Annotated in this window: 16 protein-coding genes and 1 pseudogene; all 17 read left to right on the forward strand. The window is 47.8% G+C overall.

What is annotated here, in order from left to right; translation table 11 throughout:
- The first annotated feature begins 7 nt into the window (after positions 1-7).
- The 17 genes and pseudogenes from nasC (at position 8) to MBEAL2_RS06685 (ending at position 16879) form a co-directional block, all read left to right on the forward strand.
- On the forward strand, positions 8-2200 hold the full coding sequence (gene nasC / locus MBEAL2_RS06615; protein WP_047151540.1) for an assimilatory nitrate reductase catalytic subunit NasC: 2193 nt from the start codon (positions 8-10) through the stop codon (positions 2198-2200).
- A gap of 125 nt (positions 2201-2325) precedes the next feature.
- Positions 2326-3234 carry a 5'-3' exonuclease gene (locus tag MBEAL2_RS06620; RefSeq protein ID WP_082129799.1) on the forward strand — a complete coding sequence of 303 codons (909 nt, stop codon included), beginning with the start codon at positions 2326-2328 and terminating at the stop codon, positions 3232-3234.
- A 25-nt stretch (positions 3235-3259) separates the two neighbouring features.
- Positions 3260-3526: an enoyl-CoA hydratase/isomerase family protein gene (locus MBEAL2_RS33495; RefSeq protein WP_269082445.1), complete on the forward strand. Its 267-nt coding sequence runs from the start codon at positions 3260-3262 to the stop codon at positions 3524-3526.
- Positions 3499-4026: an enoyl-CoA hydratase/isomerase family protein gene (locus MBEAL2_RS06625; protein ID WP_269082446.1), complete on the forward strand. Its 528-nt coding sequence runs from the start codon at positions 3499-3501 to the stop codon at positions 4024-4026. The genes MBEAL2_RS33495 and MBEAL2_RS06625 overlap by 28 nt, the downstream gene beginning before the upstream one ends.
- Positions 4027-4157: 131 nt before the next feature.
- A complete protein-coding gene (locus tag MBEAL2_RS06630) occupies positions 4158-4826 on the forward strand; it encodes an RsfA family transcriptional regulator (protein ID WP_047151541.1) in 669 nt (222 codons plus the stop codon).
- A gap of 165 nt (positions 4827-4991) precedes the next feature.
- Positions 4992-6338, forward strand: a complete 1347-nt coding sequence (locus tag MBEAL2_RS06635; protein WP_047151701.1) for an acetyl-CoA carboxylase biotin carboxylase subunit — start codon at positions 4992-4994, stop codon at positions 6336-6338.
- Between the two features lie 12 nt (positions 6339-6350).
- Positions 6351-6566, forward strand: a complete 216-nt coding sequence (locus MBEAL2_RS06640; RefSeq protein ID WP_047151542.1) for an acetyl-CoA carboxylase biotin carboxyl carrier protein subunit — start codon at positions 6351-6353, stop codon at positions 6564-6566.
- Between the two features lie 12 nt (positions 6567-6578).
- Entirely contained in the window at positions 6579-7499 is a 921-nt protein-coding gene (locus MBEAL2_RS06645) for a hydroxymethylglutaryl-CoA lyase (RefSeq protein ID WP_047151543.1), read from the forward strand.
- Positions 7492-9048 carry an acyl-CoA carboxylase subunit beta gene (locus MBEAL2_RS06650; RefSeq protein ID WP_047151544.1) on the forward strand — a complete coding sequence of 519 codons (1557 nt, stop codon included), beginning with the start codon at positions 7492-7494 and terminating at the stop codon, positions 9046-9048. Before MBEAL2_RS06645 ends, MBEAL2_RS06650 begins: the two co-directional genes overlap by 8 nt.
- Before the next feature lie 99 nt (positions 9049-9147).
- The gene (locus MBEAL2_RS06655) at positions 9148-9705 is read left to right on the forward strand and encodes a TetR/AcrR family transcriptional regulator (RefSeq protein ID WP_161798183.1); all 558 of its coding nucleotides are present in this window, start codon (positions 9148-9150) and stop codon (positions 9703-9705) included.
- A 99-nt stretch (positions 9706-9804) separates the two neighbouring features.
- On the forward strand, positions 9805-10221 hold the full coding sequence (gene bshC / locus MBEAL2_RS28960; RefSeq protein WP_052947532.1) for a bacillithiol biosynthesis protein BshC: 417 nt from the start codon (positions 9805-9807) through the stop codon (positions 10219-10221).
- Positions 10169-11431, forward strand: coding sequence for a bacillithiol biosynthesis cysteine-adding enzyme BshC (gene bshC, locus MBEAL2_RS06660; RefSeq protein WP_052947533.1), 1263 nt, complete (start codon positions 10169-10171; stop codon positions 11429-11431). Before bshC (MBEAL2_RS28960) ends, bshC (MBEAL2_RS06660) begins: the two co-directional genes overlap by 53 nt.
- Positions 11432-11450: 19 nt before the next feature.
- Positions 11451-12713: an adenosylhomocysteinase gene (locus MBEAL2_RS06665; RefSeq protein ID WP_047151546.1), complete on the forward strand. Its 1263-nt coding sequence runs from the start codon at positions 11451-11453 to the stop codon at positions 12711-12713.
- Between the two features lie 187 nt (positions 12714-12900).
- Positions 12901-13332: a division/cell wall cluster transcriptional repressor MraZ gene (mraZ, locus tag MBEAL2_RS06670; RefSeq protein ID WP_047151547.1), complete on the forward strand. Its 432-nt coding sequence runs from the start codon at positions 12901-12903 to the stop codon at positions 13330-13332.
- 29 nt (positions 13333-13361) lie between these two features.
- Positions 13362-14299, forward strand: a pseudogene (gene rsmH, locus MBEAL2_RS06675) (16S rRNA (cytosine(1402)-N(4))-methyltransferase RsmH).
- Positions 14300-14314: 15 nt separating this feature from the next.
- Positions 14315-14698, forward strand: coding sequence for a cell division protein FtsL (ftsL, locus tag MBEAL2_RS06680; protein ID WP_047151548.1), 384 nt, complete (start codon positions 14315-14317; stop codon positions 14696-14698).
- 12 nt (positions 14699-14710) lie between these two features.
- Positions 14711-16879 carry a PASTA domain-containing penicillin-binding protein gene (locus MBEAL2_RS06685; protein WP_052947534.1) on the forward strand — a complete coding sequence of 723 codons (2169 nt, stop codon included), beginning with the start codon at positions 14711-14713 and terminating at the stop codon, positions 16877-16879.
- Positions 16880-16954 lie beyond the last annotated feature (75 nt).

The raw sequence follows: 16954 nt of genomic DNA on the forward strand, positions 1-16954 counted from the left end.
GGAAGCTATGTCTGACTTTTTAAAGGGATATCGACAGCTTGAACAGCAGCAGCATAAAGAATACCGGTATGAGACGCAGTGTCCTTTCTGCAGTATGCAATGCAAAATGAATCTGTATGAAGAAAAAATAGTCCATCGAAGCCGTTACAATGCAACGCCGGATAAGGGTGACCCAGTATCAGGCGGAAAGCTCTGTGCAAAAGGCATATATGCCCACTCTCATGCAGTAAACCCTGCGCGTTTGCGTACCCCTTTGTTAAGAGTCGGCCAATCGTTCACACCCGTATCCTGGGAAACTGCCTATGCTTGGATTCGTGAAAAAATCACTTCCATTCAGGCTCAACATGGTAAGGATGCCGTCGGGGTTTATGGGAGCGGGGCATTGACGAATGAAAAGGCCTATCTCCTTGGTAAGTTTGCCCGTGTGGCTTTAGAGACAAAGCATATTGATTATAACGGTCGCTTTTGTATGTCTTCGGCTGCCGGAGCATCCAATCAGGCTTTTGGTGTCGATCGGGGCCTAACCAATCCGCTAAGCGAGATTCCTCAGGCCGGGTGTATTATTCTTGCTGGAGCGAATGTAGCAGAGTGCCAGCCCACGATGATGCCATACTTCCGAAAAGCGAAAGCCAATGGAAGCAAAATTATTGTCATTGATCCGAGGGAAACTGGCACGTCTAAACTCGCTGATCTTCATTTGAAAATAAAACCCGGAACGGATGCAGCTCTTGTCAATGGGATGATTAAAGTAATTGTCGAGGAAGACTATGTTAATCACACCTTTCTTCAGCGGTCGGTGGAAGGCGGCCCCGAGCTGCAATCTTTTGCTCGTTCGATTGATCTGTGTGAAGTGTCTGTTTTAACAGGGGTGCCGAAGGAGCAAATCATTGAAGCAGCACGTCTTTATGGGAAGGCACAAACCGGTATGGTGTTTACGGCTAGAGGGGTAGAGCAGCATGCCAGCGGGGTCATGACTGTCCGAAACTTTATTAATTTGGTGTTGTTAACTGGGAAAATTGGCAAGAGTGGGTGTGGTTATGGGGCGATAACCGGACAGGGTAACGGGCAGGGCGGACGGGAGCATGGCCAAAAAGCAGATCAATTGCCCGGATATCGATTGATTGAAAACCCAGAACATCGTAAGCACATAGCCGAAGTCTGGGAGGTGGATGAGCACTCTATCCCTGGAAAAGGGGTATCAGCCTATGAGATGTTTGAAATGATGGAGAGAAAGGAGATCAGAGGGCTCATCGTTCTCGGATCCAATCCTGTCGTTTCCAGCCCTAATGTGAACCTGGTAGAATCAGCCCTCCGGAAGCTCGATTTCTTGATTGTCATAGATTCTTTAATGTCTGAAACAGCAGCTCTTGCCGACCTCGTTCTTCCAGGATCCACGTATCTGGAAGATGAGGGAACCATGACAAATGTAGAAGGACGCGTTATTCTACGCCGTGCCGTAAAAGAGCCACCGAAGGGAACAAGATTAGACTGGAAAATTCTGTGTGAAATATCCGCCCTGTTAGGAAAGGAAAGGTATTTTCCGTACAATAGCGCAGAACAGATTTTTGAAGAATTGCGAAGGGCCAGTAAGGGTGGCCTCGCTAATTATGCGGGGATTACTTACAAACGGATTGAGCAGAAAAAGGGGGTTTTCTGGCCTTGTCCTACTGTCTCTCATTCCGGTACCCCACGGATGTTTATAGATGGAAAATTCTATCATAAAGACGGCAAAGCTCGTATAATCCCTGTTCCCTATCAATACCCAAGGGAGACAATGGATGAGAACTTCCCTCTTACCCTTACGACGGGGCGAATCATATTTCACTATCAAACGGGAGTTCAAACAAGGATTACACCAGAGCTTAATAAAGTAGCAGAACCATTCTTAGAAATTCATCCTGATACGGCAAAAAAACTCGGCCTGTCCGACAAGGGGAAGGCAAAAGTTCAATCACGCAGGGGAGAAATCATTCTTAATGTAAAGTATTCCCCTGGTATTCGGGAAGATACCGTATTTGTTCCCTTCCATTGGGGAGAAGAAGGATGTGTGAATCGGTTGACTTTACCTGAACTTGATCCATATTGCCGCATGCCTGAATTTAAGGCTTGTGCCGTGCGAGTGACTCCTCTTGATAAGGAGGAAATAGAGAAACTGGCAGAACGAGAGGACGTAAACGATAGAAAAGAGGTACTGATCTAATTTCACGGAACCGGGAATTCGACTAAATTTAGCCGTTTCCCGGTTCTTTTGCGTTTAATAATGGAAAGGAAGGATTAACAACTGTGATATAATTACACCAGTGAAATTAACGGAGGAGATTATGCTTGCCAAACTCTAATTCAGTATTACTTGTTGATGGAATGGCTTTGTTGTTCCGCGCGTATTACGCGACTTCTTATAATGGATATATTATGAAAACGAGCTCAGGCGTACCGACAAATGCCATTTATGGTTTTGTGAAATATTTTTGGGATGCTATTCAGACATTTAAGCCCAGTCATGTAGTTTGCTGCTGGGACATGGGAAGTAAAACTTTTCGGAGCGATTTATATGTTTCTTATAAGGCTAACCGATCAGAACCGCCAAACGAATTACTTCCGCAGTTCGATTTAGTCAAAGATGTAGTAAATAGCTTTGGAGTTCCCAATATTGGTTTAAAAGGATACGAAGCGGATGACTGTATTGGTACTTTGTCCCGCTGCTATGGCAGTGAAGCAGATGTTAGGATTTTAACGAGCGATCGGGACAGTTTACAGCTAATAAATGATCGTGTTCATGCGGTAATCATGAAAAAAGGTTTGTCTAACTATGTTGTTTATACTCCTGAATTGTTAATGAATGAAATGGGAATCACTCCTGAACAGGTTATTGATTTAAAAGCTTTAATGGGTGATCCAAGCGATTATTATCCGGGGGTAAGGGGCATTGGGGAAAAGACCGCTTTAAAATTATTGAAAGAACATCAAACGATCGAAGGTATTCTGGGGAATATATCCTCCCTTTCCGTTGGACTTCGCAAAAAAATTGAAACAGATATAGAAATGCTTCATCTCTCGAGGCAGTTGGCCAGAATTAAAACAGACGTTCCGATTACATGTTCGCTTAACGAATGTGGCTGGAAAGTTGATTATGAAAAGGTGAAAGAACAATTTGAAGCATTGGAGTTTAAAGGTCTTGCGAAATTAATTTTAACTCAAGCTCATACATCGGAAGAACCGGAGCTTTTTGTTTAAAAAAAATAGGCAGGGAGGGATAGGTGTGAATACAGTATTAGTAGACAAGAAAGACGGAATTGCGCTTGTTACATTAAATCGGCCCGAGGTAAGGAATGCCATTAGCTTTGAGCTTGTTGAGGAACTGGATGAGCGTTTAAACGAGCTGGCGGCGGACAGGGACGTGAAAGTTGTTATTTTCACGGGAGCCGGGGATAAAGCTTTCGTATCCGGCGGTGACTTAGCGCAGTTTCTTTCCGTACGTACGAAGATAAGTCTTATCCTATGCTCATGCGTGTCGCGCGCTTATTGAGCAGAATTGACCGCTTTCCGAAGCCGACCATCGCGATGATAAACGGTGCGGCCATTGGGGGAGGCAGTGAGTTTGCGGCCGCCTGCCGCTTTAGAATGGCCAGCAACCGGGCTCGTATGGGGTTTGTGCAGATCGGTATGCATATCATTACCGGATGGGGCAGCGGGACACGGCTTATGGAGAAAATAGGGACGAACAAAGCCCTGTCTCTCCTTCTTACCGGGGAGATGTTTGAAGCGGGTGAAGGAGCGGAAATTGGATTTCTTGATGGCGTTTTTCCTCACGAGAGGCTGCGATCCGAGGTGTTTGCGTTTGCGGCTAAGATTGCAGCACAGCCGCTTGCGAGCATTGAAGCATATATGAAGGTAGCAAAAATGGTTGATGCGAGGCTCCCGCAGGAAGTTTGCATTGAGGAAGAAATAAATCTTTGTTCCGATTTATGGGGTTCGGAGTCCCACTATGGGATTGTTCAGAAGTTTTTACAGAAAAAGCAAAAATAAATGCCTCCCTCCGTTTAAAGAAAAAAAAGATTGGACATACTATTTTACTAGAAAATCATTCTATGAATTCTAGCAAGTGCATACAGATAGTGATAACCAGTTAAAGCAGTTAACTAAACGGAGGGATTAAAATGACAGCAACACGTCAGGATGCCTGGACGCCCGATGATGATTTGCTGCTGGCGGAGGTCACGCTTCGTCATATTCGGGAAGGCGGTACGCAGCTCGCGGCCTTTGAAGAGGTCGGGACGCGCCTTGGCAGGACGGCTGCCGCCTGTGGATTTCGCTGGAATAGCACCATTCGTAAAAATTATGAAGCAGCTATCCAGATTGCAAAATCCCAGCGACAGCAGCGGAAAAAAGCAAAAAGAAAATACCAAGAGAATACGCACGTTCCATATGAAGAGCATACAAGTCTAGCGGAAAGCGGAAATGCCGCTGTCATTCCGGCTGCAGCTTCCCGCAGCAGCGAGATGGAAGAAGAGCTTTCTTTTGAAGTAGTCATCCGTTTCCTTCGCAACCAGAAGGAAGCTATGAAACGTATGAAACATACGGAGAAAGAACTTGCAGCCAGAACGCGGGAAGTGGAAGACCTGCGAGCGGAAAATGAGAGATTAAAGGGAGAGTTATCTCTCGTCAAATCGGATCACCAGGTTGTAAATGAAGATTACAGGGCACTGATTCAAATTATGGATCGGGCGCGTAAGCTGGCCATCCTCGGCGATGAAGAGGAGATGGACATCAAACCTCGTTTTAAGATGGATGCCAACGGAAATTTAGAGCGCGTTGATTACAGATAATGATAGAAAATCCCCGGGGTGTTATATATCCCGGGGATTTTTGGTTTCGCTTTCAATCGAAAAAAAATTTAGAAAGTAAAAGGGATTTGCACGTAAAGTGTAGAAGAAACATACAGTGTCAGAATAATTTAACGTTTTCGTAGAATAAGGAGTGAGCAGATGGAAATTAAAACGATCCTTATTGCAAACCGCGGGGAAATCGCCCGCCGTATTATTAGAACGTGCAAAAACAAGGGAATACGTACGATAGCCGTACATTCGGAGGCGGATGCTTCCATGCCTTTTGTCCGGGAAGCGGACACGGCTGTGCTTATTGGTCCTCCTCCTGTAGCACAAAGCTACTTGAATATAGAGGCGATTCTGAAAGCGGCGAAAGAGAACGGGGCGGATGCGATTCATCCCGGGTATGGTCTTCTGTCAGAAAATGGGCAGTTTGCCCGCAGATGCTTGGAGGAAGGCATTGTTTTCATCGGTCCGAAACCTGAAGTTATGGAAGAGATGGGAGACAAAATCAGGGCAAGAAACAAAATGATAGCCGCAGGGGTTCCTGTTGTTCCCGGCTACAATGGAAATATCGCTACCGTGGAGGAAGCGTGCGCCATTGCGAATGAAATCGGCTACCCGGTCATGCTGAAGGCAAGCGCGGGAGGCGGCGGTATCGGTATGCAAATCTGCCATACAGACGAAGAGATTACGAAAGCCTTTCAGTCTTCCAAAGGGAGAGCAAAGGCTTACTTTGGCAATGATGATATGTTTATTGAGAAGTATATTGAAGACCCTCACCATATCGAGGTGCAGGTTATGGGTGATGAACACGGTTCGATCATCCATTTATTTGAACGAGAGTGTTCGATACAAAGACGCCACCAGAAGGTAATCGAAGAAAGCCCATCGCCTTTCCTTGATGAAGAAACGCGGCTTTCGATTTGTGAAGCGGCCGTACAGGCGGCAAAAGCTGTACAATATACCGGAGCCGGCACGGTTGAATTCATTATGAACGCAAATAAGGAATACTTCTTCCTGGAGATGAATACACGCCTGCAGGTTGAACATCCGGTAACCGAGGAAATCACAGGCCTTGATCTGGTCGAGCTTCAGCTTCTCATTGCAGATAAGAAAGCGTTGCCATTTGCGCAGGAGGAGATTACGGCCCGCGGACATGCGCTTGAAATGCGCATTTACGCTGAAGATCCGGTTACATTCATGCCATCTCCGGGTACGATTTCAGCGTATCAGCAGCCGCGGGGGCAGGGTGTCCGTATCGATGATGCAGTTGAAGCCGGTTCTGCCATTACACCGTTCTACGATCCGATGATTGGAAAGCTTATCGTGTACGGCGAGACGCGCGAAGAGGCGCTCGATTTTGCCAGGAAGGCAGTAGAAGAATATCAAATCGAAGGAATTAAAACAAATCTGCCTATGCTGGCGGAAGTTTTAGACAACGATAGCTTCGCAAAGGGTGTATATACAACCAAATTCGTACAACAAATGAAACAAACGACTAAAAACTAGGAGGAATTGGGAATGAAACAGGTAACTGCGAGCATGGCCGGAACAGTCATTAATGTTTTAGTAAATGAAGGGGACGATGTCCAGGCGGGAGCAGATGTAGTGATGCTCGAATCCATGAAGATGGAAGTTCCGATTGCAGCGGAAGCCGGCGGGAAAGTGGCAGCCGTTAAAGTAAGTATCGGAGACTTCGTGAATGAAGGGGACGTGCTCATCGAGCTGGAAGGATAGGGAGAGGATGTTATGGGAGAATTTGTTAACCTTTTTGAAGTAGGGCCGCGTGACGGGCTGCAGAATGAGAAGGAAATTATTCCAACTTCGCATAAGATTGAACTGATTGAGCGATTAGTCAGCAGCGGTCTGCAGAAAATAGAAGCCACCTCTTTCGTAAACCCGAAATGGATTCCTCAGCTGGCGGATGCTGTGGATGTATTGACACAGATTAAGCGGAAGGATGGTGTTGTATACAGTGCGCTCGTTCCAAACCTGAGAGGGCTGGAGCGGGCTTTGGGAGTCGGAATGAAAGAAATCGCCGTCTTTATGTCCTCCAGTGAATCACATAACAAGAGCAATATCAACAAATCGATAGATGAAACGTTCCCAGTATTGCGTGAGGTTGCCCAGGCGGCGAGGGCGGAAGGGATAAAGGTGCGGGGGTACGTATCGACTGCATTCGGCTGTCCGTTTGAAGGGGACGTTCCGCTTTCTTCTGTCGTGCGTGTAACGGAACAATTACTTGACATGGGAGCGTATGAAGTGTCAATCGGGGACACCATTGGGGTGGGGAATCCGAAGCAAGTGAAGGAGAATTTTCGCTCGTTGATTGATTTATTTGGCAGCGGCCGGCTTGCAGGACACTTTCATGATACAAGGGGGACCGGCCTTGCCAACGTATACGCGGCGCTAGAGGCGGGGATCCGGACGTTTGACAGCTCCATTGGCGGCCTCGGCGGCTGTCCGTATGCCCCGGGTGCTTCGGGAAACATCTCAACCGAAGATATTGTCTACATGCTCCACGCCATGGGAATGGAAACTGGAGTCGATCTGGACGGGCTTGTGCAAACAGGTGTATTCATGGAAAGCGTGCTTGGCCGCACACTTCCTTCGAGGGTGCTGCAAGCGATGAAAAAAACAGGTAAGGAAGGGGAATGTGTGAATGGCTAATGTCGGGCAGGTAAACAACGAACTTCAGCAAACGCTCCACGAACGGATCGAGAAGATCCAACGGGGGGGCGGAGAGAAGTATCATGAAAAAAACAAAGAACAGAACAAATTGTTTGTACGTGATCGCTTAAAGCTGCTTTTCGACGATGAGTTCCAGCTGGAAGATGGGCTGTTTGCCAATTTCATGGCGGGCGATCTTCCGGCCGATGGTGTCGTTACGGCAATAGGAAAAGTAAACGGGCAAACCGTGTGTGTGATGGCCAATGACTCCACTGTAAAGGCAGGATCGTGGGGCTCCCGCACGGTAGAGAAAATTATCCGCATTCAAGAGACGGCAGAGAAGCTGCGCGTCCCAATGATCTATCTTGTTGACTCTGCCGGCGCACGCATTACGGATCAAATCGAGATGTTTCCCGGCCGCCGCGGAGCAGGGCGGATTTTCTACAACCAGGTTAAATTCTCCGGAATGATTCCGCAGGTATGTGTGCTGTTTGGCCCTTCTGCTGCAGGCGGCGCCTACATTCCTGCTTTCTGTGATGTTGTTATCATGGTAGAGGGCAATGCCAGCATGTACCTTGGCTCTCCCCGGATGGCTGAAATGGTAATCGGCGAGAAGGTTACACTTGATGAGATGGGCGGAGCGCGCATGCATTGTACGGTAAGCGGGTGTGGAGACGTTCTTGCAGCTTCGGAAGAAGAAGCGATTGCTTCGGCAAGGCAATATCTCTCTTATTTCCCTGGTAATTTTCAGGAAAAGCCGCCGGTTCGCGAGGCGAAGCTGCCGAAAGCGGACAGCCGTTCTGTCGAAGAAATCGTGCCTACCAACCAGAATGCTCCGTTTAATATGCATGAGTTAATCGAGGCGGTTGTGGATGAAGGCTCGTTCTATGAGATAAAGAAACTATTTGCCGCTGAGCTTATTACAGGCTTTGCCCGGCTGGACGGAAAACCGGTCGGAGTCATTGCAAACCAGCCGCGGGTAAAAGGCGGCGTGCTGTTTGTAGATTCGGCTGATAAGTCCGCGCGCTTCATCAATCTGTGCGACGCATTCGGCATTCCTGTGCTTTTCCTTGCGGATGTTCCAGGCTTTATGATTGGAACGAAAGTAGAAAGGGCGGGAATTATCCGCCACGGGGCGAAAATGATCTCGGCTATGGCGGAAGCGACCGTGCCGAAAATCTCGATTATTGTCCGCAAAGCGTATGGAGCCGGATTGTATGCCATGGCCGGCCCGGCTTTTGAACCGGATTGCTGCCTGGCTCTCCCTACAGCCCAGATTGCGGTGATGGGTCCGGAAGCAGCTGTAAACGCTGTATACAGCAACAAAATTAATGCGATTGAAGACCCGAAAGAGCGCCAGGCGTTCATTATGGAAAAGCGAAAAGAGTACCAGGAGGATATCGATATATACCGCCTCGCTTCCGAGTTAGTTATCGATGGGATCATCGAAGGCAGCCGGCTGCGGGAAGAGCTCATTGGACGATTGGAAGTTTACAGCAGCAAACAGCTTCCGTTTGCCCGCCGTAAGCATCCTGTCTATCCTGTATAAGAGAAAGATATGGTACAATAAAGAATAGAGAAGGTAAGAAGGCCAAAATTTATATTTGGCCTTCTTTACTATATGGGAACGAAGCAGAGGGGTACGGGCATGGATAATTCTTTCCAGCAGCGGATTTTATCGGCTGCAAATAAAGTTTTTATGGAGAATGGGTACCGTAAAGCGGACATGCGTTCCATAGCGAAAGACGCGGGAATCGCTGTTGGTACCATTTATAACTATTATCCAAATAAGGCGGTGCTCTACCAGGCCATTCTTGAGCAGCAATGGAATGAATTTGATAACAAAATTTTTACAATTACCGGGGGCAGTACCTCGCCAGAGGAGAAACTTCGACGCATTACCGATTTATTGCTGTCTTTTGTCGGCCGGCATATCGGTATGTGGCATGAGATTGTCGAAGACCCGAACCGTGATTCACAGCTGCGGGATGAGGGACAGAAAACGCAGGCACTCGCCCTTGAGCAGTTGAAGAAGCATTTGCGCATCGTCTTTGCTGAACTTGGGGCAAATCCTGAGTGGATGGAACGCAGCGTTCACGTCTACATTGCATCCGTTACGCATATGGCGATGTTTTTTCCGCAGGAGATGGATAAGAATCACCGGTTTATTATGAGTTTAGTTAAAAGCATCGTGGATCATTTATAAGAGGATGGGAAACAGACATACAACTGTATGCTCGTTTCCTTTTTTTCTTTTTTCGTACTATACTTTATTACGTACTGTAAAAATAGGAGATGAGATACATTGCGCGTAGAGCAAATACAAATGCCTTTATCAAATAAGCTAGTCCATGATTACATATATGATTACGAGAAAGTGTCATCCTATTACTCGTATGATCCTTATCGCCAGGAAAGCTATACACAGCGTTTGAGCTGGCTCTCCTCATACCCTGTTTCCCACCGGGAGGAGCTTGCAGATGGGCTGCGTGCTTACAATCAAGCCGTTGGGAACCACGCGAAAGCAATGGAGAATATTGAACACCTTCGGCAAAGTGACACCTATGTAGTCGTAGGCGGGCAGCAGGCGGGCATTCTTACCGGCCCGCTCTATACGATCCATAAGGCGCTTACCCTTCTCCGGACAGCGGAACTACAGGAACGTTTGCTTGGGAAGAAAATCATCTGTTTTTTGGATTGCGGGAGAAGATCACGATTATGAGGAGGTCAACCACGTATACCTTCAGACCCCGAGCCATGAGATTAAAAAGGCAAAGCTCGGGATGGAGCCGGAAGGGAAAACTTCGATCACGCATCTACAGGTTGAAGACGGGCTTCTGGAAGCGTTTATCGAGACGTATTTTGCGGAGCAAATCGATACGGAGTTCTCGGTGGAACTTCGGAAAGGCCTGCTTGGTTTTGCCAGGGAATCAACGACGCTTACCGACTTCTTTGCCAGAGTTATGGCCTGGCTGTTCGGCGAGAAGGGACTTGTATTGATTGACTCGGCCCTCCCCTTTGTCAGGGAGCTGGAAAAGCGCGGGTTTTCCCGGGTGATTAAAGAAAATGAGGCATTAAATCGCGCCGTTCTGGAACAGGGAAACAGTCTTGCAGCGCACGGCTACCACAGGCAGGTAGAAACGGAATCCGATAACGCGCATTTCTTCCTTTACCGGCAGGGGCAGCGGATCGGAGTTATAAGGCAGAACGGAACATATCAAACGAGGGATGGCGCCGAAACCTATACGGAAGAAGAACTTCTTGTCCTGTTAGAGGAGCAGCCGGAACGGTTTAGCACCAACGTGGTGACCCGGCCGATGATGCAGGAACTGCTGTTTCCGACGCTTGCCTTTATCGGCGGTCCCGGAGAAATCGCATACTGGGGTCTTTACCGGCGGTATTTTGAACTGTTTGGACTGGAGATGCCGATATTGCTCCCGCGCCTTACTTTTAGCCTTATTGAAGGCACGGTGCAAAAAACGATGCGGAAATATGATATGACGGTGGAGGAGCTGTTTACCGGTCTTGATGCCAGGAGAGTGGCCTACCTGGAACAGCAAAATACGTTCAACCTTGAGGAAAAGCTTGCTGCAGTGAAAAATCAGATTAAAGCGCTATATCAGCCAATTATCGAAGACGCTGCGAAAATCGAACTCGGGCTGAAAAATCTCGGGGAGAAAAACGTAGATAAAATTCTGGAACAGGTTGGTTACTATGAGAAGAAGATAAGCGGCGCTTTCCTGAAAAAGCACGAGTCGGTCCTCCGCCAGTTCGAACGTACGGAGGCGGCGTTGTTTCCAATGGACAAACCACAGGAACGCGTTTACAATATATTTGGTTATGTTAATAAATATGGAATGGACTGGTTCAATGCGTTTCTTTCTTATCCGTTTGAAATAAACAGGAACCACAACGCCATATTCATCGACTAAAAAGTAGGAGGCTGGAAGTTTGAATACAGTAGAAAAAAGCATCGTACGCGATATGAGCCTGGCACCTAACGGGCATTTGAAAATCGACTGGGTAAAAGAACATATGCCGGTATTGAACACAATCCGGGAACAGTTTGAAAAGGAACAGCCTTTTAAGGGGTTAAAAGTAGCGATTTCCCTTCACCTGGAGGCAAAAACAGCTTATCTTGCTAAAGTGGTGAAAGCGGGCGGTGCAGAAGTTACGATTACAGGAAGCAATCCGTTATCCACACAGGACGATGTGGCTGCGGCTCTCGTAGAGGATGGCATTACCGTATTTGCTAAGTACAATCCGGATCCGGAAGAGTACAAGCAGCATTTCATTAAAACACTCGAAATAAAGCCGGATTTAATTATTGATGACGGTGGCGACCTTGTTACGATTCTTCACTCCGAGCGCCCGGATTTAATGAAGCAGGTGCGCGGCGGCTGCGAAGAAACAACAACAGGTGTTATCCGGAACCGTGCCCTCGAGAAATCGGGGCAGCTTACGTTCCCGATGATTGCAGTCAATGATGCGTACTGCAAATACTTGTTTGATAATCGTTATGGCACAGGCCAGTCCGTTTGGGATGGCATCAACCGGACAACGAATCTTGTTGTAGCCGGTAAAACTGTTGTTGTTGTAGGCTATGGCTGGTGCGGCCGCGGGGTAGCGCTTCGTGCAAAAGGGCTTGGCGCAAAAGTGATCGTAACGGAAATAAACGGCATTAAAGCGATTGAAGCCTACATGGACGGATTTGAAGTGATGCCGATGATTGAGGCGGCAAAACACGGGGATTACTTCGTAACGGTAACCGGCAATAAAGACGTTATCCGCGGAGAGCATATTGCAGTAATGAAGGATGGGGCTATCCTATCGAATGCCGGCCATTTTGATGTTGAAATCAATAAGCCGGAACTGGAAAAACTTGCGGTGTCGAAGCGTGTCGTGCGCAAAGACATTGAAGAGCATGTGTTAGAGGACGGACGTAAAATTTACCTGCTGGCGGAAGGCCGTCTTGTGAACCTGGCTGCCGGTGACGGACACCCGGCCGAGATTATGGATATGACATTCGCGCTTCAGGCGATTTCCCTCGCCTACGTAAATGAAAAATACGAAGAAATTGGAGCGCGTGTGTTAAATGTGCCTTATGAACTAGATGAGAAGGTGGCGCGCTTGAAACTTGAAGCGCTTGGGCTTGGAATTGATAAATTGTCCCAGGAACAAAGGGAGTATTTAGATAGCTGGAAAGAAGAATAAGACTAATGACCTAGATGTCGAACAGGCCTTCGAGCCCGTTCGACATTTTTTTTATATTGTATGTGGCAAATCTGCAAAAGATCTTAAATTTTTATAGAAGGATTTCCAATTGTAAGCTAGAATACATGTAGACGTGGTGCAAAGTGGGACAAAGTGGGGAAAGAGTTTAGCATGGTGGGTGAAGCGCGTGTTCATGGGTGAATATCAGCATACTCTTGATGAAAAAGGGCGCTTAACGGTACCGTCTAAATTCAGAGAGGAACTTGGAGAACGGTTTATTATCACAAGAGGCTTGGATCGTTGTCTGTTTGTCTACCCCGCGGAAGAATGGAATGTACTTACCCAGAAACTGAAATCATTGCCTTTTACCCGCGCAGATGCGCGAGCTTTCACCCGGATGTTTTTTTCGGGAGCAACAGAATGCGTGCTTGATAAGCAGGGTAGAGTAAACATACCGGCACTTCTTCGTGCCCATGGCATGATCGATAAAGAATGCACACTTATCGGTGTCTCCAGCCGAATCGAAATATGGAGCACCGCAATGTGGGAAGAGTATGTTGGAAAATCAGGGGATTCATTCAATGAAATCGCCGAAAAAATAGTTGATTTTGATCTGTAAGGATTTAGTCATCATTGGGAGGAAAGACAATGTTCCACCACATCACGGTATTGCATCAGGAGGCTGTAGACGGGTTGTCAATTAAACCTGGGGGAATCTATGTTGACTGTACGTTAGGCGGAGCTGGACACAGCTCACTGATCGCGTCCAGGCTGACCGGCGGGGCCCGCCTGATTGCGATCGATCAGGACGATGCCGCTCTTGCGGCAGCGAAAGAGCGCCTTGCTCCTTATATGGAACATGTCACCCTTGTCAAAAGCAACTTTCGCCAGATTAAGCATGTGCTTGCTGAATTGAATATTTCGCAGGTTGATGGCGTACTGTTTGATTTAGGCGTTTCTTCTCCGCAGCTTGATGAAGCAGAACGGGGTTTTAGCTACAATGCAGATGCGCCGCTGGATATGAGAATGGACCAGAAGCAGGATTTAACGGCTTATGAGGTTGTCAACGAGTGGCCTGAGGAAAAATCGCCTCGATTTTATTCGAATACGGGGAAGAGAAATTCTCCCGGAGGATTGCCAGAGAAATTAACAACCAGCGTATGAAGCAGCCCGTGGAAACGACGGGGGAACTTGTAGAGATTATCAAGCGCGCCATTCCGGCCGCAGCGAGGCGGACAGGCCCGCATCCTGCAAAACGAACGTTCCAGGGGATCCGGATTGCCGTTAATGACGAGTTAAATGCGTTCCGCGAAGCGCTGGAAGATAGCATACATATTTTGCGGCCGGGAGGAAGGACAAGCGTGATTACATTCCATTCTCTCGAGGATCGTATTTGTAAACAAATGTACCAGGAGTACAGTAAAGGATGCACATGCCCGCCAGGGTTTCCGCAGTGTGTCTGCGGTAACAAACCGATTTTGAAGGTCATTACGAGAAAACCGGTTCTGCCAGGGACAAGTGAGCAGGATGAAAATCGACGGGCCAGATCTGCAAAGCTGCGCATTGCTGAAAAGCTGCCCGAATAGAGGAGGAGACTGAGTTTGAGGCCATACAACCAGGGAAATCTAGCGACAAATATAAACCCGAAGCAGAAGCCAAAGCAGAAGGTGCTTCAAAAAAAACGAACCGTCATCCGCCCGGGGATTAGCGGCGGCGAAAAGCTTATGTACTTTTTTGCCGTTATTTTGTTCGTTAGTGTACTCTCTTCCGTAATTGCCCGCTACACGATGATTTCTAGCTATAACTATCAAATTATCCAGGCGAAAAAGGATATTAAAAAGATGAGTGAGTCCAACGGGGAGTTAAAGGTTCAAATTGACGCGCTGAGTAAACCGGACCGCATTCGGGAAGTCGCACAGCAGATGGGGCTTACGAAGAATGATGATACGGTTCGCGTGGTCAAGGATAATCGAACCTCGAATTAGGGGGAGAAGTGTATGGTTAAGAAAAGAATTGGTTGCCGTACGTTGGTCATGGGAGCGCTGTTTACGGCCTCCTTTTTTTTGCTTATTGCGCGTACTTTCTGGGTGCAGTATGTGGACAGTGGAACCCTGCTTGCAAAAGCGCAGGCTACATGGGAAAGAAGTGACGCTATTAATCCGAAGCGGGGAGATATCCTTGACAGGAATGGACAAATGCTCGCTTACAATGGAAAAGCTTTTACAGTGGTTGCCCAAATCAAGGCGCTTTCGGAAGGGAAAAAGAATGAGAATTACGTAGTGAATCCGGTGGAAACAGCGAACAAGCTGGCCCCTCTCCTGAATATGCCGGTCCAACAAATTCTGGCAAGGCTTCAGAGCAAAGACCGGAAGCAGGTTGAACTGCGCCCGGGCGGGTGGAAGATTCCGAAAGAAACAGCGGACAAAGTAAAGGCGCTTAATCTTCCTGGAATCGGATTATACGAGGACTCGCGCCGGTATTATCCATACGGTTCCTTTGCTTCCCATGTTCTCGGCTATACGAACCGTGACGGAATTGCACAGCTTGGGCTTGAGTGGGCCCAGGACAAGCAATTGAAAGGACAGAAAGGCAGCTTTACCTTTAAAACCGATCGAAAAGGCAATCAATTGCCGGACGGAGTAGAGTCGTACAAGCCGGCAGTTGACGGAAACAAGATGATTCTCACCCTTGATCACCAGGTTCAAAATTATGTAGAAGAAGCTCTGGACAACGCTACCAGCCAATACAAAGTCAAGGGCTTGACGGTTATTGTCGCAGACCCGAACACAGGAGAGGTTCTTGGGATGGGAAGCCGGCCGACATTTGACCCCAACTCGCCGACCGGGGTGGACAGCTATCGAAACGCAGCTGTCAGTACGAACTTCGAACCGGGTTCTACATTTAAGATTGTCACCCTGTCGGCAGCGATCGAAGAAAAGCTGTTTAACGCAAATGATCAGTACATGTCTGGAGTTTATAACAAAATTAAAGGCAGTAAACCGATTCGGGACCATAATGAAGGGAGAGGCTGGGGCGTCATTTCCTTTAAAGAAGGTGTAAAGCGCTCCAGTAACGTAGCCTTTGTTATCCTGGGTTATGAAAAACTGAAAAAAGAAAGACTGTTTGATTATATTAGAAGATTTGGTTTCGGTGAAAAGACGGGGATCGAGCTTCCCGGAGAAGAGAAAGGGCTGCTTAATTTCGAGCATGCTTATGATCGTGACGTCGCTTCCATGTCATTCGGCCAGGGCGTAGGCGTTACGGCCATTCAACAGGTTGCAGCAGTGGGTGCGGTAGCAAACGGCGGAAAGCTGATGAAACCGTACATTATTAAACAGATTATTGATCCGAGAACGGGAAAAGCCATCATAGATAACCAGCCACGGGTCGTTCGCCGCGTTGTGTCTGAAAATACTTCTAAACAGGTGCGGGACTTGCTTGACGCGGTAGTAAATGAGAAAGACGGAACCGGACAGCCTTTCGCTCTGCCCGATTACCATGTGGCAGGCAAGACGGGTACCGCTCAGGTCGTACATAACGGCCGCTACGTGCCGGGCAAATATATCAATTCCTTTATTGGCTTTGCGCCAAAAGACAATCCGAAACTCCTCGTTTATGTCGTTGTGGACGAACCGGATATCGACAACCCGTCTGCAGGCGGAAAAATCATTGCCGCACCGATATTTAAAACGGTGATGGAAAAAAGCCTCCACTATTTAAAGATGTCACCCGATACGGCAAGCGGGAAAACAATAACAGTAGAGGATGAAACGGCTGCGGTGCCCCCGGCGGCTGGAAAATCGCTCGGGGAAGGCAAGCAATTAGCCCGTGCCGCCGGATTGTCCTATGAAGTTCTCGGAGGCGGAAACACAGTACTCTCCCAGTATCCGGCGGCCGGAGATGAGCTGGCTAAAGGGGCGAAACTATACCTTGTTACATCGAAATCAGGTGTCAAGCTTCCTGATTTAAAGGGGAGAACCCTGCGGGACGTTATCGAAATTGCTGCCCTGCTCGACGTAAAAGTAACGGAGGTAAAAGGGGAGGGATTTGTCCTTACACAAAGCATACCGCCGGGCGCAACGGTGAAAAAAGGTGACAAACTGTCCATTGAACTTTCGCCAAAGTCTGCGGGCACTCCCTCGGAACCGGGTGCAGCGCCAAAATAACATCCTGAGAATAAGGAAGCCTGTTCTATCTCTTCCATTCATCGAATAGGGTTATTGTTGAGAATAACTTGTTCG

The sequence above is a fragment of the Aneurinibacillus tyrosinisolvens genome (assembly GCF_001015055.1).
Lineage (GTDB): Bacteria > Bacillota > Bacilli > Aneurinibacillales > Aneurinibacillaceae > Aneurinibacillus_A > Aneurinibacillus_A tyrosinisolvens.

Excerpts from the sequence above, each read along its gene's own strand:
- nasC (WP_047151540.1), top strand. The coding sequence starts at position 8 with ATGTCTGACTTTTTAAAGGGATATCGACAGCTTGAACAGCAGCAGCAT.
- MBEAL2_RS06625 (WP_269082446.1), top strand. The coding sequence starts at position 3,499 with ATGCTCATGCGTGTCGCGCGCTTATTGAGCAGAATTGACCGCTTTCCG.
- MBEAL2_RS06630 (WP_047151541.1), top strand. The coding sequence starts at position 4,158 with ATGACAGCAACACGTCAGGATGCCTGGACGCCCGATGATGATTTGCTG.
- MBEAL2_RS06640 (WP_047151542.1), top strand. The coding sequence starts at position 6,351 with ATGAAACAGGTAACTGCGAGCATGGCCGGAACAGTCATTAATGTTTTA.
- MBEAL2_RS06645 (WP_047151543.1), top strand. The coding sequence starts at position 6,579 with ATGGGAGAATTTGTTAACCTTTTTGAAGTAGGGCCGCGTGACGGGCTG.
- MBEAL2_RS06650 (WP_047151544.1), top strand. The coding sequence starts at position 7,492 with ATGGCTAATGTCGGGCAGGTAAACAACGAACTTCAGCAAACGCTCCAC.
- MBEAL2_RS06655 (WP_161798183.1), top strand. The coding sequence starts at position 9,148 with ATGGATAATTCTTTCCAGCAGCGGATTTTATCGGCTGCAAATAAAGTT.
- MBEAL2_RS06685 (WP_052947534.1), top strand. The coding sequence starts at position 14,711 with ATGGTTAAGAAAAGAATTGGTTGCCGTACGTTGGTCATGGGAGCGCTG.